The 19,021-nt window shown below is 62.5% G+C and carries 14 protein-coding genes and 1 pseudogene; 2 read left to right on the top strand and 13 right to left on the bottom strand.

Annotation, left to right across the window (positions count from 1 at the left end; genetic code table 11):
- Positions 1 to 8 precede the first annotated feature (8 nt).
- Positions 9 to 1,490, bottom strand: a complete 1,482-nt coding sequence (locus PCPL58_RS14900; RefSeq protein WP_065349777.1) for a benzaldehyde dehydrogenase — start codon at positions 1,488 to 1,490, stop codon at positions 9 to 11.
- A gap of 267 nt (positions 1,491 to 1,757) precedes the next feature.
- On the opposite strand from PCPL58_RS14900, the pseudogene PCPL58_RS14895 reads away from it, so the two are divergent.
- Positions 1,758 to 3,520, top strand: a pseudogene (locus PCPL58_RS14895) (sigma 54-interacting transcriptional regulator).
- 38 nt (positions 3,521 to 3,558) lie between these two features.
- Here the strand turns inward: PCPL58_RS14895 and treS are convergent.
- The 4 genes from treS to PCPL58_RS14875 all read right to left on the bottom strand — a co-directional run bounded on the left by treS (position 3,559) and on the right by PCPL58_RS14875 (position 7,487).
- The gene (treS, locus tag PCPL58_RS14890) at positions 3,559 to 5,622 is read right to left on the bottom strand and encodes a maltose alpha-D-glucosyltransferase (protein WP_065349776.1); all 2,064 of its coding nucleotides are present in this window, start codon (positions 5,620 to 5,622) and stop codon (positions 3,559 to 3,561) included.
- Positions 5,623 to 5,786: 164 nt separating this feature from the next.
- The gene (locus PCPL58_RS14885) at positions 5,787 to 6,356 is read right to left on the bottom strand and encodes a substrate-binding domain-containing protein (protein ID WP_231989862.1); all 570 of its coding nucleotides are present in this window, start codon (positions 6,354 to 6,356) and stop codon (positions 5,787 to 5,789) included.
- Positions 6,353 to 6,652, bottom strand: a complete 300-nt coding sequence (locus PCPL58_RS14880; RefSeq protein ID WP_065349775.1) for a helix-turn-helix domain-containing protein — start codon at positions 6,650 to 6,652, stop codon at positions 6,353 to 6,355. Before PCPL58_RS14880 ends, PCPL58_RS14885 begins: the two co-directional genes overlap by 4 nt.
- 229 nt (positions 6,653 to 6,881) lie before the next feature.
- Complete coding sequence (locus PCPL58_RS14875) at positions 6,882 to 7,487, bottom strand: DJ-1/PfpI family protein (protein ID WP_003435425.1); 606 nt, start codon at positions 7,485 to 7,487, stop codon at positions 6,882 to 6,884.
- A 142-nt stretch (positions 7,488 to 7,629) separates the two neighbouring features.
- On the opposite strand from PCPL58_RS14875, the gene ftrA reads away from it, so the two are divergent.
- The gene (gene ftrA / locus PCPL58_RS14870) at positions 7,630 to 8,583 is read left to right on the top strand and encodes a transcriptional regulator FtrA (RefSeq protein ID WP_003370777.1); all 954 of its coding nucleotides are present in this window, start codon (positions 7,630 to 7,632) and stop codon (positions 8,581 to 8,583) included.
- On the opposite strand, the gene PCPL58_RS14865 is transcribed toward ftrA, so the two are convergent.
- From PCPL58_RS14865 to PCPL58_RS14825, 8 genes are read right to left on the bottom strand one after another with little or no spacing between them, the layout of a single operon-like run.
- Positions 8,543 to 9,739: a serine hydrolase domain-containing protein gene (locus tag PCPL58_RS14865; protein ID WP_065349774.1), complete on the bottom strand. Its 1,197-nt coding sequence runs from the start codon at positions 9,737 to 9,739 to the stop codon at positions 8,543 to 8,545. The genes ftrA and PCPL58_RS14865 overlap by 41 nt on opposite strands.
- Positions 9,736 to 10,890, bottom strand: a complete 1,155-nt coding sequence (locus tag PCPL58_RS14860) for an iron-containing alcohol dehydrogenase (protein WP_065349773.1) — start codon at positions 10,888 to 10,890, stop codon at positions 9,736 to 9,738. The genes PCPL58_RS14865 and PCPL58_RS14860 overlap by 4 nt, the downstream gene beginning before the upstream one ends.
- A 24-nt stretch (positions 10,891 to 10,914) precedes the next feature.
- Positions 10,915 to 11,559, bottom strand: coding sequence for a LysE family transporter (locus tag PCPL58_RS14855; protein ID WP_065349772.1), 645 nt, complete (start codon positions 11,557 to 11,559; stop codon positions 10,915 to 10,917).
- Positions 11,560 to 11,574: 15 nt separating this feature from the next.
- Positions 11,575 to 13,323 (bottom strand): FAD/NAD(P)-binding protein, encoded by a 1,749-nt coding sequence (locus tag PCPL58_RS14850; RefSeq protein ID WP_065349771.1) that lies wholly within the window; start codon positions 13,321 to 13,323, stop codon positions 11,575 to 11,577.
- Positions 13,323 to 15,506 carry a 2,3-diaminopropionate biosynthesis protein SbnB gene (sbnB, locus tag PCPL58_RS29590; protein WP_083188395.1) on the bottom strand — a complete coding sequence of 728 codons (2,184 nt, stop codon included), beginning with the start codon at positions 15,504 to 15,506 and terminating at the stop codon, positions 13,323 to 13,325. The genes PCPL58_RS14850 and sbnB overlap by 1 nt, the downstream gene beginning before the upstream one ends.
- Before the next feature lie 5 nt (positions 15,507 to 15,511).
- Positions 15,512 to 16,831 carry a lysine N(6)-hydroxylase/L-ornithine N(5)-oxygenase family protein gene (locus tag PCPL58_RS14835; protein ID WP_065349770.1) on the bottom strand — a complete coding sequence of 440 codons (1,320 nt, stop codon included), beginning with the start codon at positions 16,829 to 16,831 and terminating at the stop codon, positions 15,512 to 15,514.
- A gap of 44 nt (positions 16,832 to 16,875) precedes the next feature.
- Entirely contained in the window at positions 16,876 to 17,856 is a 981-nt protein-coding gene (locus tag PCPL58_RS14830) for an ABC transporter substrate-binding protein (RefSeq protein ID WP_065349769.1), read from the bottom strand.
- On the bottom strand, positions 17,853 to 19,007 hold the full coding sequence (locus PCPL58_RS14825) for an NAD(P)/FAD-dependent oxidoreductase (RefSeq protein WP_065349768.1): 1,155 nt from the start codon (positions 19,005 to 19,007) through the stop codon (positions 17,853 to 17,855). The genes PCPL58_RS14830 and PCPL58_RS14825 overlap by 4 nt, the downstream gene beginning before the upstream one ends.
- Between the last annotated feature and the right edge of the window lie 14 nt (positions 19,008 to 19,021).

The following is a 19,021-nucleotide window of genomic DNA, read 5'->3' as shown; positions in this document are numbered from 1 at the left end:
AGTCAGACTCAGAATGGGTAGGCCGGCGCCTGGTTCTTCACCGTGACCCACTGCCATTGGCTGTATTCATCCCAGTCCGAGGGGCTGCCAGCGCTGCTGCCGTTGCCCGACGCACCGCGCCCGCCGAACGAATTGACACACTCATCGGCCACCGTCTGATCGTTGATGTGCAACATGCCGCACCTGAGCTGGTCGCCAATCGCCGTCGCGCGGCCGATGTCCGGGGAGATCACCGCAGCTGCCAGGCCATACTCGGAACGGTTGGCCAGTTCGATGGCTTCCTCGTCCGTGGAAAAGCTGACCACAACCGCCACCGGGCCAAAAATCTCTTCCTCGAATGCGCGCATACCGGGTTTCACGCCGCTGAGCACCGTCGGCCGATAGAACAGGCCTTCATACTCGCCACCGGTTTCCAGTCGCGCACCGGCCTGCAGGCTGTCACTGACCACCTGATGCACGTGCTGCAACTGCCGTTTGTTGATCAGCGGCCCCAGAGCAGCCTCACCGCGTGCCGCATTACCCACCGTCAGCGCCCGCGCCTTGTCCGCCAGCTTGCGGGTCAGCTCGGCAGCGATGGATTCGTGCACCAGGATCAACCCGGTGGCCATGCAGATCTGCCCCTGGTGCAGCCAGGCACCGAACGCCGCATTGCTGGCGGCCAGATCAAGGTCGGCGTCTTCGAGAATCACCAGCGGATTCTTGCCGCCCAGCTCCAGCGACACTTTCTTCAGGTTGCGGCCCGCCGCTTCGGCAACCTTGCGTCCGGCCCCGGTCGAGCCGGTGAAGGTGATCATCTGCACATTGGTGTCGCGGCACAGCGCTTCGCCAGCATCGGCAGAACCCGGCAGCACGTGCAGCAGCCCTTTGGGCAGACCGGCTTCCTCGAACAGCCGGGCGATCAGGAAACCGCCGCTGATGGGTGTCTGCGGATCGGGCTTGAGCACCACGGCATTGCCGGCAGCAAGCGCCGGAGCGACCGAGCGCAGGGAAAGCACCAGGGGAAAATTGAATGGCGAAATCACTCCCACCACACCGTGCGCGACACGCCGCGCGTAGGACAGACGACCGGCCTGACTGGGCAGCATCAGGCCATGACCATGAGCCTGCGACAGCATGCCCGCCGCCTGACGCAACAACACGATGGTCTCGTTCACTTCGTGCTGGCCCTTTTGCAAGCTGCCGCCGGTCTCGCGGGCGACATACAGCGCCAGTTCATCGAACGCACAAACCGCGTGATCGGCGGCGAGAAGAAATATGTCGGCCTTTTCACGCGGCCCCAGCGCCGCCCAGGCAGGTTGAGCCAGCGCGGCCTCACGGCAGGCAACCGCGATGTCCGCAGCATCGGCCATGGCTGTGTTCATCAACAGCTCGCCGGTCGCAGGCTCGATGACGGGCAATGAGGGAGACGAGGAAGGAATCCAGTCGCCATTGAAAACACATTCGGCTTCAATCGCGCGTTGCAACAGAGGGGTGCCATCAGACGCTGACATATTAAGACTCCGGCTTTTATGGTTGTATTTGTCACGGGAAGCATGCGCCGTACGTACGTCAGAGCAAAGCCTGTGCCGGGATTGTCATCCGACCATCATGTCATCACTCAACCGCTTTAGAACAAGGGTTTTCGACGACCACGCTGAAGCGTCGAGCCCCCTCAGGCGGAAACTCTACGCGGACCCGCTTGTTCATTTGATGAAGTTATGTTTATTAATCAAGCCATGATTTGATCATTTCGACCATCACCCGGCCGAGGTACAACAATGGATAATCCCCACTGTGAGTTGCCCGATCACAGCGTTCCCACCGAACATTTCGCGCCTCGCGGCGACAGCAGTCAGATGCATTCAGGTGACTCGCCAACCCCAGAGGAGTTGACCAGTTGCCTGTTCTTCTCGCCTGACGATGGGCGCATCTGGCTCAACGACCAGCGGATGTTGCTGCTGCACACCTCATCGTTCGGCACCCTGCGCCGCGAAATCATCGAACGTCTGGGCCAAGAGCAGGCGCGCGGGATGTTCACCCGAGCCGGGTATCTGTCTGGCGCACGTGACGCCCGATTGATTCGCGAACGCTGGCCAATGGCTGACGCTTCGTCGGCGTTTCGTGCCGGTACGCACTTGCATACCCTGGAAGGCATGACCAAGGTCGAGCCGGTGCACTTCAAATTCGACGCCGAGTCGGGGTTTTACGAGGGCGAGTTTCTCTGGCATCACTCCTGCGAAGCCGATGAGCATGTCGCGGCGTACGGCATCGGCCAGGATCCGGTGTGCTGGACCGAAATCGGCTACGCCATCGGTTTTGTCAGCGGCCTGTTCGGACAGATGGTGGTTTTCCGCGAAGTGGAATGCCGTGGCATGGGGCATGCGAGCTGCCGCGTGGTCGGCAAGACCTCGGAACAATGGGGCGATGTCGAACGCGACCTGAGCTACCTGAGAGCAGTCAAACCCCCTGCACCCGTGCACAGCGCACCGGTGCCTGCGGCGAGCTATGAAGCAAGCCCGCCGACCGGCAGCAACCAGCCGCTGGTCGGCGCAAGCGCTGCCTTCAATGCGGCCACGCAGGCGCTGCAACGGGTGGCGATGACCCCGGCAACCGTCTTGATCAGCGGCGAGTCCGGGGTCGGCAAGGAGATGTTCGCCCGCCAGTTGCACCAGCTCAGCCGCAACCGCGAAGGCCCGTTTGTGGCACTCAATTGCGCAGCCATCCCGACAACCTCATCGAGGCCGAGCTGTTCGGCGTGGAGCGAGGGGCTTATACCGGGGCCACGCACTCCAGAGCCGGGCGTTTCGAACGCGCCAACGGTGGCACGCTGTTCCTGGATGAGATCACCTCCCTGAGCCTTGCCGGGCAAAGCAAGCTGCTGCGCGCCTTGCAGGAGCGGGAGATCGAGCGCGTCGGGGGTGTGCACGGTATCAAGGTCAACGTGCGAGTGGTGGCGGCGACCAACGTCGACCTGCGCAAGGCGGTGGCCGATGGCGATTTCCGCGAAGACCTGTTCTATCGCCTCAACGTTTACCCGATCACCCTGCCGCCATTGCGCGAGCGCCGCGATGACATCCCGCTGCTGATCAACTTCTTTCTCAAGCGCTTCTGTCAGGAGTACGGCAGGACGCCGGCCGGATTGACCATGCGCGCATTGAAAACCCTGCTGGGCTATGACTTTGCCGGGAACGTGCGCGAATTGCAGAATCTGATCGAGCGCGGCCTGATCGCCAGCGATGAAGGCCAGGCCATCGATCTGGTGCATATTTTCCGCAACGAGTCGTTACCACGGGACGCCTATTCGCTGAATCACCATGGCGCGCTGCGTCAGGCATCGGCTGCGAGCGCACAGCAGGCACCTGCTACCTCCCTGCTGGACTCCCTTCATCAGTCGGATCAGGCGTTCTCCATCGACGACCTTGAACAGCGCCTGATCCAGGAGGCGCTGGACAAGAGCGAAGGCAACCTGGCGGCCGCCTCGCGCTTACTGGGCCTGAGTCGCGCCCAGTTTGCCTACCGCCTGAAAAAGCGTCAGCCCTGAACAGCCTGACTCAGCGGTAACGCGCAGCGCGTTACACCTTACAGTGGCAAGGCGCTGACCACACGCAGGGCCAGCCCTTCGTAGGCGTCCAGGGTGATAGTGAACTCGCCCTGCTCGGTCAAATCGCCTTCGACACGCTCGTTGATGATGTCGACCACCGGACCTGGCGCAATACCGGGCAGTTGCAGCGTTTCGACGATCGTCTCGGCGCTGAAATTGAGCGCAGTGATCTGCGTGCCCTTGCCAGCCGGCAGTTCATGGACCATGACCAGCAGCCCTGGATGCTCGACATCCGGAATCAGAATCTGACGACTTGCGGCGATGTCATAGGCACGGCGCACAGCAAGAATCTTCTTGAGCTGCGAGGCAAACGAATCAGGTCGCTGAAGCTGACTGACCAGGCTGCCGTAAAGCGTCTTGGGACGCGGCATGTCACCCGCAGAAAACTCGGCTTCGGGGTCCAGATCGACCAGATCGTAGGCGCCGCGATGAACCCAGCGCGTGTCGCCATCCTGCATTAGGTGGTCGACCTGCTCGGCCGGCAGCGTCAACGCACCGACAAGGTCCCAGCCCGACAGGGCAAATACGCCCGGCTGCATGGCGTTGTACATCACCAGCAGCAGGTGAATGTGCTGGATCTGCTGAATGTCGGCATCGGTAATGGTGCTCAGGTCACGAATGCCCAGCGCAGCAGTGATGATGCTCGCTGTGGTGCAAGAGACGCCGTTGGTGACGAACTTGAGGTTGTATGGCGCATGTTCGCCGGACAGTTTCTCGTACATTTCCTCACGGATGTGCTCGCGCAGGATGTTGCCCGGGAACGTCTGGCCCTGGTAATGGAAGGTGTCGTGAGCGTGCAGCGTCCAGAAGTGCACCAGTTCCAGGGTCAGCTCGTCGTGGTTCTGCAGGGCATGGATCAACGATGCCGGATCGATGCCATAGGCATGCACCTGACGCAGCATCAGACGCAGGAATTCGGTGGTGCCGGTCAGCAGCGCGTGCTGATAGGCCGGCCGGGTAATGAAGTCGTAGGACAGATCCGCGCCCCCCTGCCCCATGGAGGCAATGTCATCCATGGTCAGGTTCAGCTCCTGGAAGCTGAAGCCGCCCGCCTTGCGGATCGCACCAGCTAGAAGCTGGTTGCCGGTGATCGACAGCGGATGGCTTTCCGACCAGGCGGTGCCTTCGGCGCGACGTTCGACGCCAAGGAAGCCGTTGGCGTCCAGACGTAACACCCGGGCGCCCATGACATCGATGGCATGCAGCGCGTCACCGATGATCATCTGCTGCGCGGCAAAGCTGGGGTCCAGCCAGTTCAAGGAGGGCTGGCCGTCCTTGAAGTAATGCAGGTAGACCCAGCGGCGGGCCTTGCCGTCGACGCCGTGTACCACGTCGGTGGCGCTCCAGTCGGTTTCCTTGACCCCAGGCTCGAAGAAGATCACCCGTTGCAGCTGGCCGACGATGTAGTGCTTGTCGCGCAGCTGATCCACCACATCGGGCATCAGGTTGACCGCATCGCGGCCGGCTGGCACTTCAGGCAACAGCTGCCAGTCTTCCTCACGGATCTCGACCATGTGGAACAAACCGGGATAATCCTCGTACGCCATCTCGGCCAGGCGGAAGTCTGCGCCCTTGCCGGTGTGCGACGGAATGATGTCATCAATGATCACCGCGTTGTGCGCTGCGGCAATGCGCGACAGGCTCAACAGTTGTGCTTCGGTACCCAGGTCCGGGTCGATGCCGAAACTGATGCGGTCGAAGTTGCCATCGATGCTCGGCGTGCGCTCACGCCCCTTCAGTCCGCCGGAGAGCTTGAGCGGGCCGTTATGAATGCCCTGAATGCCGATTTCCGACAGTGCATGCCACAGCGTTTCATCACCCAGTGCTTCAAGCACCGAGCCACCTTCACGGGTGACGATGGAGGCCGGGTAGGCGGTAAACCAGACCGAGGCGATAGCGGAGGCGTCTCTGGGACGCGCAAGGGCGAAAGGACGCTGCCAGAGCCTGCCCTGCCCCGAATAGGTCTTGGCGCGCTGTCTTGCGGCGTTAAGCATCGATTGCTCGACCAGCCAGTCCACGTATTGCTTGTCCGGTATCGTCATAGCGTTCAGTCTTCCTCTCGAATCGGCGACCTGAGACGCCCCGCATGCGGAGCGTCCTGAATGTATTGCTTACGGATATGAGCCTTGCCGGCCCGATTCGTTGCATTCATGTCGCGGTCAAACGCTCGTTAAGGGCACTGTGACAACGTTTTGCGACACCTCCGTCAATCAGGCCGAGTGTTCGAGGCCGGTGGTTTCTTGAGTGCCTGAACCACGGCATTGGCGGCGTTGGACAACAATGAAGCAGGCCGCGCCACGACGCTGATCTGGCGCCTCACGGTCAGCGGCAGCGGGATAGATTCCAGCTCGCGAAGCCGCCCGCTCAACAGCGCGCTGGGCACAATCGAGATGCAATGGCGCTTGGCGACCAGGTCCAGCAGCGTGTCCAGGCAACTGAGCTCGCCGCGTTGGCTGAGCCGTAGCTGTGCCGATGCCAGTTGCTGGTGCAGGCGCTCCACCCCAGGATGCCGCCAGGCCACATAGCGCGACACCTGCGCAAGTTCGGCGAAACACTGCGCCGCGCCCTGCTTGCTTCGCGCCGCTACCAGTACGTAATGGTCCGACCAGCAATGGTGTTCGAGATAATGCTCGTCCAGCACAGTAGCCGGCAGGATGAGGATATCGGCCACGCCCTTTATCAATGCGTCCAGCGACGGATTCTGTTCGCTGCGGTGCAGCACGTTCAGATGGATATCGGGGTAATGATGGGCGAGAAAGTCCAGCGAGGCACTCAGGCCGGTCTCGCGGATGTGCGAGTGATAATGAATGGTGACGCTACCACTGACCCCATTTTTTTTAGTTGTTCGAGCGTGGCCATGATATTTCCCAGGGTCTGGCTGATGACCTTGCCTTCAGGGGTGAGCATGCAGCCTGTGCGGCTGCGAATGAACAGGCGTTTTTCGAAAAAATCTTCGACCTCCTTGATGGCATAGCTGATGTTCGACTGGCTGCAGCCCAGAATGGCGGCGGCCTCCGAGAACGAACCGTGCTGTGCAACGGTTTGAACGACTTTGAAGAAGTGGGTTTTCATGTGTCCTGCACTCTGGTTTTGCAAAGGTGGGTGCGGCCCTGCCGCTGAGCCAAAGGCTCGGGAATACAGGAAACCCCCGCCGAAACACCGATCTGGCCGGGTTATCGGCCATTCGAATGAATGTCTCAAGCGGGGGTAAAGCGAACGCTGGCTATCGCGTTGAAGCGCTGGCTATGCACATTTCGGGCACATAGCCTCTTCAGGGGTATCCGCAGCGCGACTGGATGACTCAGTCGTTCTCGGTCCAGTCGAAATCCATTTGCAGCGCCGTGCGTTCGGCCAGTTCACGGCTGTGCAGGCGCTCGACCAAGTGCAGGCTCATGTCGATACCGGCAGAAATACCTGCCGATGTCACGAACGAGCCCTCATCGACCCAGCGCAGCGTGCTGAGCACGTCCACCGACGGGAACATTTCCTTGAGGTCGTCGATGTCTTCCCAATGCGTGGTCACTTGCTTGCCGGCCAGCTTGCCGGTCCTGGCCAGCAGGAAGGCGCCGGTGCACACGGCAGCGACCACGCGGCCAGGCTCCGACTGATCGCTGATCCAGTGAATCACGTCGGGTTTTTCCAGTTCGGCGGTCACGACGCCACCCGGAACGATCAGGCAGTCGACGGCCGGATGGTCGTTGATCGAGAAATCCGGATCGACCTTGAGGCCGGCGCGGGCACGCACCGGCGCGGTGCTGCGGCCGATGGTGAATACGTTGAACAACTGCCGGTCATCACGGCTGTTGCGAGCGTGCATGCGGGTTGCGGTGGTGAACACTTCATAGGGGCCAGCGAAGTCGAGAACCTCGACGTCGTCATAAACGTAGATACCGATATTGAGTGGCACGAGTTGGCTCCAGGGCCTGCATGGCAGACCACTTGCATCATAGTGAGGGTTAAGCGGGTTTCAGCGGTGACACAGAGCAGATTACTCAGTAGCATCACGCCAAACTACTGGCTGAAATGCCAATATCCGGTAACATCGCGCCATGAAAAATCATCTCGTTGTCGCACTCATCTATAACCAGCTGTGCACCTTCGAATTTGGCTGCACGGTGGAAGTCTTTGCGCTGAAAAGACCCGAGTTGGGCGTCAGTTGGTACGAGTTCGCGACCTTCCCGGTCGACGACGGACCGATCACCGCTGCCGGGGGCATCACTATCGTGCCGACACCCGGCGAGGTGCTGCTGGAAAACGCCGACACCATCATCGTGCCGGGCTGGCGCGGGGTGGAATCCGCGGTTCCGCAACGGCTCATCGAACAGCTCCAGGCGGCTCATGCACGCGGCGCGCGAATCTGCTCGATCTGTACCGGGGCCTTCGTCCTGGCGGCGGCGGGTCTGCTCGACGGGCACAAGGTGACGACCCACTGGCGCTACACCGACCTGCTGGCCACCATGTACCCTGGCCTGACCATTCAGCCCAACGAACTCTACGTGGATCAGGGCAGCATCGTCACCGCAGCAGGCTCGGCCGCCGGGCTGGACATGATGTTGCACCTGGTGCGCAACGATCACGGCTCGCGCGTCGCCAACATGGTCGCGCAGCGCATGGTCATCCCGCCTCATCGCGAAGGCGGACAATCGCAATACGCATCCCGGCAACTGGTATCGGCCAGCGACGGGCCGATTTCCAACCTGATGGACTGGATTCGCAGCGACTTGCAGCGCCCGCATACCATCAAGGAGATGGCCTCCAGGGCGGCGCTCAGTACCCGTACCTTGCACCGCAGCTTCATGGAAAGCACCGGGCTGACGCCTTACGACTGGTTGCTCGGTGAGCGCATTGCCTACGCCAAGGAACTGCTGGAATCGTCGAAATTACGCCTGAACGAAGTGGTGGACCGCGCCGGCTTCGGCTCCGAAGAGTCGTTTCGCCGGCACTTCCGCAATCTGGTGGGCATCAGCCCGAGCAGCTACCGCAAACAATTCGCCCGGGCCTGACCGCAGGCTCGGGGTAAAGCGCATCGACGATCGCGTCGGCAAATTCGCCCCACGCGCCGCCAACCGCTGTATTGGTCAGGACCACCATGCTCAGCGCAGCATGCGGATCGACCCAGTAATGGCTGCCATACAGGCCGCACCATGACCAGGTCCCTGCGCCCTGCCGCTGCCCGGCGAGCACTGGGTCGGTGAGAATCATCGGCCCCAACCCGAACCTCCAGCCGGGTCCGCGGCTGGCGATGCTCGTCTGGCCAATCGCATTGCCCAGCAAGCGTGCGGTACTGGCTTCACTCAATAGCGGCGCGCCGCCGAGACGCAGGCATTCGAGCAGCCGAAGATAGTCATCAGCCGTGCCCAGCATTCCCGCACCGCCCGACTCATACGCACCGGTGTCAAAGGCGCGAGCTGCGGACAGCCGCGCCTTGCCGCTGGCGAGCAGCACCTCATCCTCGTCGGCGATACGCTGCGGGCCGCTGAGCCCGTCCTTGTAAGCGCTGGCCAGCGGATGTTCCGGCAGGTGCCTGAATGAGGTCGCGTGCATGCGCAACGGTACGGTGACCCATTTATCGATGGCTTCTGACAACTTCAGGCCAGTGGCCTGTTCGACCACTGCACCCAGCACATCAGTGGCCAGCGAATATCCCCAGGCGCTGCCGGGCTCGAACAGCAAGTGCACACGCGCCAAACGCGTCAGGTTTTCCTGCAGGTCGAACGGGACCCGGTCCAGCCCGTCCGACACCCCGGCCCGCTGATAGGCATTCTCGGGCGCCTGCTCAAAGCCGTAGCTCAAACCCGATGTGTGCGACAGCAGGTGCTGCAGCGTGATGGACGGTTCGCGGCCATTGGCCAGATGCGGTCGAAAGGCTGGCAGCCAATGAGTCACCGAAGCCTGCAGATCCAACACACCCCGTTCGCAGAGCCGCAACACCGCAACCGAGGTCAACAGCTTGGTCAGTGAGGCCAGGCGAAAACGCGTGTGGCGGGTGACCGGAATCTGCTGCTCGCGATCCGCCCAACCGCGTGCACTGGCGTATTCCAGACGGCCCTGGCGAGCCAGCAACAGCACCCCGCCGACGATCCGGCCCGGCTCGACGAATCCCCGCCAGACCTGGTCAAGACGCTGTATGCCCGCCTCGTCAGGGCGGCCATGATTCACTCGCCCCTCACAGCGCGGCTGAAAATCTGCGCGTAGACCTGCGCCGAATGGCGAATCGGGTTGGTGTGCGAGCAGCCATCGACGAAAGCCATCCGCCCGACGCGCTCGGCTTCGCGATCATCGATGCCGATCTCGCTCAGCGTATGTGGAATGCCAATCTGCTCGCGCAGCGTCAGCAGCCAGTCCATCACCCCGGAGAAGCCGGGCGACGGCAACCGCAGGTAAACCGCCAGATCGTCCATTTGCGTCTGCAGCACCGAACGATTGGCCTCCAGCACATAGGGCAGCAGGATTGCGTTGAGCAAGCCGTGATGCTGATCGTAGAGCGCCCCAAGGCTCTGGGCGATCGCGTGTACGCCGCCCAGACCGCGCTGAAATGCAGCGGCGCCAAGGCTGGAGGCCACCAGCATCTGCTGCCGCGCCTCAAGGTCCTGCCCGTCGGCGACGACACGCGGTAGAAACGCCTTGATCATCTGCATGCCCTTGACCGAAACCGCTTCGGCCATCGGGTGCCAGGCCGGCGAACACCAGGACTCCATGCAGTGGGTCAAGGCATCGGCGCCGGTGGCGGCGGTCAGGTGCCTGGGCAGGTCGAGTGTCAGCGTGGCATCCAGAATCGCGATGCGCGGCATCATGCGAATGTGCAGGATGATGCGTTTGACCTGCGCCTGTTCATCGGTAATCACTGACGCACGCCCGACTTCAGAGCCGGTCCCGGCCGTCGTCGGCAGCGCAATCAGCGGCGCAATGCCATTCGGATCGGCGCGCAGGTGGTTGTCGTTGATGTCTTCGAAATCCCATAACGGGCGGGTCTGGCCCGACATCAGCGCGACCGCCTTGGCAGCGTCCAGCGCCGAGCCGCCGCCAAACGCAATCACACCGTCGTAGCCACCGGTTCTGTAAGCGTGCAGCCCCTCGGCGACGTTGGTGCCGGTCGGGTTGCCCTTGACCCGGTCAAACAGGCCGCAGTGGCCCAACTGACTACGGCAGTCCCCTACGGCGCTGGCGATCATGTCGGTGCTGCCCAGAAAGCTGTCGGTGATCAGCAGCGGACGTTGTATGCCGGTCACCCTGCAGGCGTCGGCCAGTTCGTTGACGCGTCCTGCGCCTGCGCGGATGGAAGTCGGGTAGTGCCAGTCGTTGCGATGCATTCAGGTATTCCTTTACAGATGTTTTCAGTGGATGAAGCCAGCAGGCAGCAAACCGATCAGCAGGCGCAGGCCGAAAGCGATCATGAACAGGCCGGTGACGATGTCGATGGCCTTCTTCATGCGCTGATAGCGCGCCTGTACCGCAGGTATCGAAAACAGCGTGGCGAGCAGCACGAACCAGGAAATCGCCAGTACCGCGATGATCGACACACCCGCAGTACGCACCCACATCGGCATGCCTGGCGTGGTCACGGTGGTGAACACGCTGGTGTAGAACGCCAGTGCCTTGGGATTGGTCAGGTTGGTCAGCAGACCGAACCGATAGGCACGGCTCAGACTGCCAATGCCCAGCGCAGCGATGTCCCTGGGTTTGGGCTGGCTGCCGGCACTGCGCAGGCTTTTGCTGCCGAGCCAGGTGAGGTAGGCACCGCCGAGCAATTGCAGGGTCGGTTGCAGCCATGGCAACTGTTGAAATACCAGCCCCAACCCGGTGGCGGCCAGCAAGGCCCAGAGAATGCTGCCCGAGGCCACGCCCAGCCCGGTACAGATACCCTGCTGCCGCGACTGGCTGAACGAGAGTTGGGTGATCACCAGAAAATTCGGACCGGGGCTGATGATCAGCACGATGAACGCGCCAGCGAGAGCGGTCAGCAAAGTGATTTCGTACATGGCAATAATTCCTTTTTAATTAATGGCTTGAATGGCTTTGTTCAACTGAAATGTGATGCTACTTGAAGTTGTGTTTGTCAGCGTATCCAGGCAGGACTCGACCGCCCGGCGCGCCTCGATCAGCGCGCGACAGCACGGGTCAGGTGTCGGTATGTAGTGGTTGTAGAACGTGCAGCCTTCCACGGCGGGCCCGAGAACCCATAGCCGCTGCTGCACCTCACCGTCGCGACCGATTGCGCGGCCCGCTGCGTCGGTGTCGATGCCATCGGCAGGCCAGGCATGGGCGGCGCGAATCAGCCCGCGCTCGCGCAGATCGTTGATCAACCCCTGACGACTGCCCGACACGCCGCTGTGGGCAACGCGGGCAGACAAGCAGTTATGCGGCTCCTGCACGTCACTCATCGGCGGCAAGAGCGTCACGACCCCGGCTTCGATCAGTGCCAGCAGGTCCTCATGGCGTTCCTTCTGCGGCCCACCGACCAGACGATTGCTCAGCCCCGCCCATACGCCATAGAACTCCCGCGTCGAGGATTCAGTCAGGCCGTTGCGATCAGCGACCAGACGCAACAGGTCGCGATAATCGCGCCAGACCTCCAGCGCCTGACAGATCGGGCTGTGCGCGGTGCCCAGCCGACTCAGGGCCAGGTCACGTTTGATCCAGTCGACAAGCCACGGTCCATACGAGTCTTCGGCGCCAGACCAGGGCTGAGTGCTCAGCCAGTGCTCAGGATCGAATGCACCCCATTGCTCTGCCAGACGGGCAAACACTGCCGATCTGGTGATTGACTCGCGCAGCAGGCGCTGAATAGAGTCCAATCGCCCAGGCGCCTCCATCCGGACCCTGGCCTGATAAAACACGGCACGCATCTCATCCTTGATCAGGGGCAGCACATCGGCGCGAAAGTCGAGCCGCCCGCCTTCCCTCTGCTCGCGCAAACGGGCTATGGCATCGGCCGTAAAAAACAGCCTTGGCAACGGTGCGTGACGGCAGGCATGCCATTGCGGCCTGGCATGAAACGGCAATCCGCTACGCGAATACATCAGCACCCTGGGCTCGCGTCCGGACGGCAGGTAACGCCAGCCGGCAAAGCCACCATCGCGCACGTAGCGCCCGCCGCGCCCCTCAGTCAGATGGGCCAGCGTGTCCATGGCCGTGAGTCCCAGGCCTTCGATGACCACGCAATCGCCGACGTCCTGCTGCGCGGGGTTTTCAGGCGCGTGTCCGCTGGTGAGGAATACGCCGTCGACGTCCATTACCAGGCTGCCGGTGCGCAGCCGGAAACCCGGCGTTTGCGACCTTGGCTGGCCGCTCAGCACCTGCTCGGCGTGGTGACGCACCTGCACATGCGCCGGGCAGCGTTGCAGCAGGAAACGGTAACTGTCCTGCAAATAGCGCCCGAGCAATGCACGCGGCACGAAGTCGCCAAATACCACCGCTCTGCCCTGCCCGTCCAGGCTGACATGACCGCGCGCGTCCAGGCGTACATCCTCACGGCTGCACCATTGCAAAAAGGTCGGGCCTGGCGGTTCGCACGCCGGGAATGCCGAAGAAAACGCTGACAATTGACCAGCCATGGTGTTGAGCATCATGTAATCCGGCTGCTGCGCAAGGTGCAGCCCGCTGCCCGGCGGCTGCGGATCGAACACCTCGATACGCAGCGGTTGCTGCGCGTCTTGGCGACTCATGCCGATCAACTGCTCCAGAATGCTCAACCCGCGTGAGCCCATGCCGATAATGGCGACGGTATGCGTGTGCATGGCCATCACCAGCGCGCCGATTCAAAGAAGAACTGCGGCACCGGCAAAGCGCTGCCCTCGGCCACCGCCTGGCGATACACCCGCTGCCCCACGGCGAGGTCCAGCACGCCGAGCCCGAACGGCGAAAAGATCGAAGCCTTGTCCGGACTCAGCTCCACTTGCCCGTTCATCAGCTGTGCCAGCGTCCCGGTAATGAACGAGCGATGCTGATACTGCTGCACGGCAAGGTCAGGCGAGGTCTGAGCCTTGAGGCAGTGTTCGACGTCATCGAGGATGTTGTTGGCCTGGGCAATGACCTCCGGACCCAGATCGCGCAACGAGATGTTCAGCACCAGTTGCCCCGCCTGAAACACCGGCTCCAGTACATAAGGGCTTGGCGCGGTAGTGGCGAACACCACCACATCGGCTTGCAGGCACGTCACCAGGTCGCTCGGCTCGCTGTGCAGTCCATGGCGACTGGCAGCATGCCCGACCAGCGCCAGCGCCGAGTCATGGTGCTGATCGAAGACGCTGACGGCCTCCATCGTCCAGCCATCGCTGACGAACATGTCGAGGATGGTGCGGGCAATGAAACCGGCACCGATGAACGACATTCGTCCGACATGACGCTGCTGGCGGTTCATCCAGCGTGCCCCAAGCACCGCCGAGGCTGCCGTGCGCATGGCGCTGATGCGCGAGGCTTCCAGACAGGCAAAGGCATAGCCGGTCAGTGGATCGTTGAGGATCAGCACTGCCGAGGCGCGCTGCAGGCCCGTGTCGATATTGCCCGGAAAGCTGGAAATCCATTTGATGCCACTGACCGGCTGCTCGCCCGACAGGCTGGCGGGCAAGGCAATGATGCGATTGGCCGGTGCCTGCGCAAAGCGCAGAAAGTAACTGTCGGGATTGATGGTCTGGCCAGCCTCATGGGCCAGATACGCCGTCTGAACGTCATCGATACAGGCCAGCGGGTCTGCCGCCAGCAGGCGTGCAACCACCTCACCGTCGACCACATGGAAAGCCGACCGCTTCATCCGCTCGGCGGCCAGCCAGAAGGTTGAACTCTGCTCCTGCGCAAGCGCGCTTGCACCCGAAGGCGCTGCGACTGAACCGCCGTCTTCGCGAGCAAACTCGGTCCCACAAGGCGTTGCGTGCGCGCGCACGACCTTTACACACCTATTCTGTGGGAGCGAGCTTGCTCGCGAAGGCGTTTTCACGCTTCCCGGAGATGTTGCAGCCTCTGATGAGGAAAGATCCGCCAAGGTCATGCTCAGCACTTCATGGCCAAAACGCTGCTCGACCCACTGATCATCGTAAAGAGTATCCAGGTAGCGCTCGCCCCAGTCCGGCGACAACGCCACGACCACTGAACCGGGCTCGATGCGCTCGCGCCAGGCATGCACCGCAGCGATCACCGTTGCGGTGGACCCGCCGACCAGCAGGCCCTTGCTGCGCGCCAGGATTCTGCACATGGCGACGGTACGGGATTCCGGGACCATTTCCAGCGCGTAAATACCATCAGCCTTGAAGATTGGCGGATGCTGGCTGGTGCCCAGTCCCGGTATGAAGCGACGGCTGGCCGGAGTGCCAAAGGTCACCGAACCGACGCTGTCGACTGCAATGATTCTGGTGGTCGGGTGATGCCGCTGAAAATGCTGGACACAGCCCATCAGCGTGCCAGTGGTCCCGGCACCGACGAACACATAATCCACATGGCCGAAATGCTGGCTGATCGAACGCGCTGTGGTTCGCGCATGGGCACGCGGGTTGGCCGCATTCTCGTATTGATTGAGCCAGACATAGCGAGGGTCGCTGGCCACTTTTTCACGAATCAGCTCGATGCGCGTCCCGAGAAAGCCGCCGTTGGCGTCCGGGATTTCGACCTGGATGACCTCGGCGCCGTAACTGCGCATCATGCGGATGTTGTGGCTGGAACTGTTGGGGTCGACCACGCAGGTAAACGGGATGCCCCGTTCAGCGCAGATCATCGCCAGCGCCACCCCGAGATTGCCCGATGAGGACTCGATCAGAATCGTGTCCGGGCCCAGCAGCCCTCGCGCCTGAAGGTCATTGATCAACCCCACGGCAGTCTTGAGCTTGATCGAGCCTGCCGGGTTGAGTGATTCCATTTTCAGGAAAAAATCGGCCCCCAGGCCAGTCACCTTGAGGAAGGTCTGATCGTGAACGATTTCGCAAAGAGAGTTGTACATGGGCTTCACTTCCACTGTGCCAGCAAGGGTTCGGCGGCCGGTGCTACAACCTCCTGAAGGGCCGTGGCGATACGCTCGGCGCGCAACGCCATCAGTGAAAACGACTGACTGTCACTGATTCCGTGACTGCGTTCGGAAAGACCGTTGACCCAGATATTCACGTCACACTCGCCTTGAGTGGCGACCCGATAATCCCGATCGATGAGCAGCCCCCCGTCGACATCGGCCTGCAGCCATGGCTGCAAACCACTCAACAAAGGCGGTATCAGGTAGTGCTGATACCCGGTACCGAGCACCACGGCGTCGACCTCCAGCACCTGAGTGCGCTGGCTGAACGTGTCGGTCAGCTCGACCCGGTAGCCCTCGGCGACGGGCTCGATGGCGCTGATCACGCTGTAGGCGTAGGTCTGCAGGCGCTTGCGACCAGCGATGGCGTCTTCGTAGATCAACGAAAACAGCTTCTGGCTTTCGTCCGGATCAATCCCTGCGTAATTGGTTGAGCGGCTCCAGTCGAGAAAACGCTGCCGCGCCGCGGGGTCCAGGCTATGGAAATAATCGACGTGATCCGGAGCGAATACCCGGTTGGGGAACTGGCCCAACTGGGTGAGTTTGAAACCAGCCGAGCGATGCACTGAGTGCACCTCGATGTTGGGGTCGCGGCTGACCAGTTCCAGCACCGATTCACTGGCGCTCTGCCCCGAACCGAGCACCAGCCAGCGCTTGGGCAACTGCTCGCCGAAGGCTTGCAGTCGGCTCAGAAACTGCGACGTGTGAAACAGCGTCGGGCCGATCAGCGCCTCGAACGCGTGCGGAATACGCGGCGCACTGCCGCTGGACAGCACGACATTGCGCGTCGTGAAGCTGGTATCCGGCGTGCATACGCGTAGTTCATGCAGACGTCCGTGACGCAGCACCGGGTCAATGCCTGTGACCGGCGTGTTGAAGCAGGTCTGGCTGTCCACCTGCGCGGCGACCCAGGCCAGATAGTCCGACCATTCATGGCGACTGGCCGGGCGGCCCAGCAGGCCGAAATCGAACATTCGCCCGTGCTCCTTGAGGTACATGGCGAACGAGAAGCGGCTGCGTGGATTACGCGGGGTCACCAGATCGCGAAATACGTGATGGTTGATGTCCGTTCCGGCCAGCAGCAGTTCGCGATGCCATTGGCTGTCCTGCGCGGCCTCCAGATAGCGAACGGACAGCGCGCCCAGCGGGTCATTGGCCTCCCGCGCATCGGCAAACGCGCAGGCCAGCGCGATACCGGCCGGACCGAAGCCGATACAGACGGCGTCCGAATGCATGGTGTGTGGTGTCGAGTTACCCATGAAGTTCCTGTCCTTAGAGTTGGTGTAAAGCGGTGTTTTGGGTGCTATGAGGTGATGCGGCTCAGCCCGGTGGGGCCTGGCGTCCAGAGGCAGGTCGTCGCGCTGCGCAGCTCTCCCTGATCGAAGCTGACCGCGCCCAGTGGTGTGTTGAAGGTGCTGTGCCGAAACGCTTCCGGCAGTTGACGGGCGCGAAGACCGCCGCGGGCCACCTCGGCCAGCACGTAAAGCATCAGCAGGCTTTCGCGAAAGTAAGTCTGCGGTTCGGCAGCGAACAGTGACCGGTGCAGTGCCTGGGCCTGACAGCGATGTTCGACGTTGTCGGGGGCTCCGAAGCCGATCACGAAGGTGTTACTGTCGTGCGCTGCGGCGCGCCCCAGATACGGCGAGGCAGCGTCGTCGGTCAGCACCAGCGGTCGAGTACTGCCCGCTTGCCGCCGCACTTGCCAGTGCTCGCGACTGGGTTTGAGGCGTCCGGCAAACACCTCGACATCGGCCTGGTCGAGCTCGTCGACACGTTGCAAACCGGCACTGGCCAGTGCCGCGCTGATGGCGACGCACAAGGCCCGACCGTGAGCACTGTCGTCGGCCTGAACATGCACGCGCGGCCACTGACGAGTCGCCAGCCAGCTGACCAGCTCCGCCGCCAGTTGCCGGTCCGAGGGGCAGAAACGAAAGACGTTGTGATACTCCAGGGTCAGGCAATCGATCGTCGCCGCGGGGGTCAGCAGAGCAATGCCGGCATGCCGATATAGCGGCGCGGCAGCGACCGCGGCATCCGAAGAGAAATGACCGATGACCAGATCGGCCTTCCAGTCGATCATTTGCCGGGCCACATCGGCACCGCGAACGGCATCGGCAGCGTCGTCGAGAAAGTGCCACTGCACCCGCTCAAGCCCCGGCATGCCATTGCGCGCCACCGCCAGCGCCCTCAAGAAGGTCCGTGCATGCGGCGTGTCGTCGGGGTCGAACAGAGCGCTGACCCCGACTCGCAAGCCCGGCAGGCGCGATTCGATCGAGGACGTCATGACTGCACGCTCGCCAGCGCGAGGCCTTGTGCTGAAAAGCCCGGCATCGACCTGCCTGGCGACAATGCCGACCAGCCAGGGCAAGCGCGCTCCGTTCCGGCCAGATGCCTGCGCAGTTGTTCGACAGCAATGTGCGCCACGCCGGGCGCAAACTTGAAGCCCAGCCCGGACATGCCTGCGGCCAGATACACCGGGCTGCGCTCGGCACAGAACCCCAGCATCGGCCGACCGTCGGTGCTGTAGCTGTCGAAACCGGGCAACACATCGAGCACGTGCGGCTTGCCGACCGAGGCGCACAACTGGGCGACGCGCTTGCAGGCGTCCTCGGCATGCCGTGCGTCAGGCTGCGCAAGGTGCTCGGGCCACAGGCCGCTGTCACGCGCGCCACAGCCGGTCTGCACGATATGCCGAGTCAGCGGTATGCCGTAGCTCTGGTTCACCGCATCAATCACCGGCATTGACCAGTCGCCTTCGGTCAGCACCCGGGCCAGGGGAATCGAGCGTGCCTCCAGCCCCGAGTGCGGCACCAGGTGCTGGCTCCAGGCACCGGCAGCGACCACTACGGCCCGGCAACGCAGCGTGGCGCTGCCCAGGTCGATGTGCACAAGGTCGGGCGCACGGCAGTCGATGGACTTGATCTCGCGGTGCTCCAGCAGCAAGCCCTGCTGGCGCACCGACTGACACAGCGCGGCGACGGCCTGGCGCACATTGCCGACGCAGGCGCGCGGCTCGAACAGGTTGACGCGTTCCAGCGTCGGACAGTGCGGGTAGCGCTGGCCATCGAGCTCGTGACCTGACAGCAGGCGCATCGGGTAGCGTTCGCTGCCGTACTGGTCGATGGCGCGGTGCAGGTTATCCAGCTGGTCCGTAGCCGCCCGGTAAATCACCCCGGTGCGCCGCAACGCAGTGGCGTAAGTGCTCGCAAAAATCCCGTCGCTCATCAGGCTGATGGAATAGGCCGCCAGCTCCATCAGCAGCGGATCGCTGTCATACAGGCGAACCAGGCCGCCGGAATAACCGCTTGCGCCCAGGCTGCCGGCTGCGCCCTTGTCGATCAGCGCGACCGACACACCGGCGCTGCACAGCTTCGCCGCGATACTGGCGCCGGTGATCCCGGCGCCAATGACCGCTATCTCATAATCGATGAGCATTGTCGTGAATCCGT

It is taken from the genome of Pseudomonas cerasi (genome assembly GCF_900074915.1).
GTDB classification, from domain to species: domain Bacteria; phylum Pseudomonadota; class Gammaproteobacteria; order Pseudomonadales; family Pseudomonadaceae; genus Aquipseudomonas; species Aquipseudomonas cerasi.
This window is presented reverse-complemented; position numbering and strand designations above follow the sequence as displayed.

Excerpts from the sequence above, each read along its gene's own strand:
- PCPL58_RS14850 (WP_065349771.1), bottom strand. The coding sequence starts at position 13,323 with ATGGCCATGCACACGCATACCGTCGCCATTATCGGCATGGGCTCACGC.
- ftrA (WP_003370777.1), top strand. The coding sequence starts at position 7,630 with ATGAAAAATCATCTCGTTGTCGCACTCATCTATAACCAGCTGTGCACC.
- sbnB (WP_083188395.1), bottom strand. The coding sequence starts at position 15,506 with ATGTACAACTCTCTTTGCGAAATCGTTCACGATCAGACCTTCCTCAAG.
- PCPL58_RS14860 (WP_065349773.1), bottom strand. The coding sequence starts at position 10,890 with ATGCATCGCAACGACTGGCACTACCCGACTTCCATCCGCGCAGGCGCA.
- PCPL58_RS14880 (WP_065349775.1), bottom strand. The coding sequence starts at position 6,652 with ATGAAAACCCACTTCTTCAAAGTCGTTCAAACCGTTGCACAGCACGGT.
- PCPL58_RS14825 (WP_065349768.1), bottom strand. The coding sequence starts at position 19,007 with ATGCTCATCGATTATGAGATAGCGGTCATTGGCGCCGGGATCACCGGC.
- PCPL58_RS14835 (WP_065349770.1), bottom strand. The coding sequence starts at position 16,831 with ATGGGTAACTCGACACCACACACCATGCATTCGGACGCCGTCTGTATC.
- PCPL58_RS14900 (WP_065349777.1), bottom strand. The coding sequence starts at position 1,490 with ATGTCAGCGTCTGATGGCACCCCTCTGTTGCAACGCGCGATTGAAGCC.
- PCPL58_RS14855 (WP_065349772.1), bottom strand. The coding sequence starts at position 11,559 with ATGTACGAAATCACTTTGCTGACCGCTCTCGCTGGCGCGTTCATCGTG.
- PCPL58_RS14830 (WP_065349769.1), bottom strand. The coding sequence starts at position 17,856 with ATGACGTCCTCGATCGAATCGCGCCTGCCGGGCTTGCGAGTCGGGGTC.
- treS (WP_065349776.1), bottom strand. The coding sequence starts at position 5,622 with ATGACGATACCGGACAAGCAATACGTGGACTGGCTGGTCGAGCAATCG.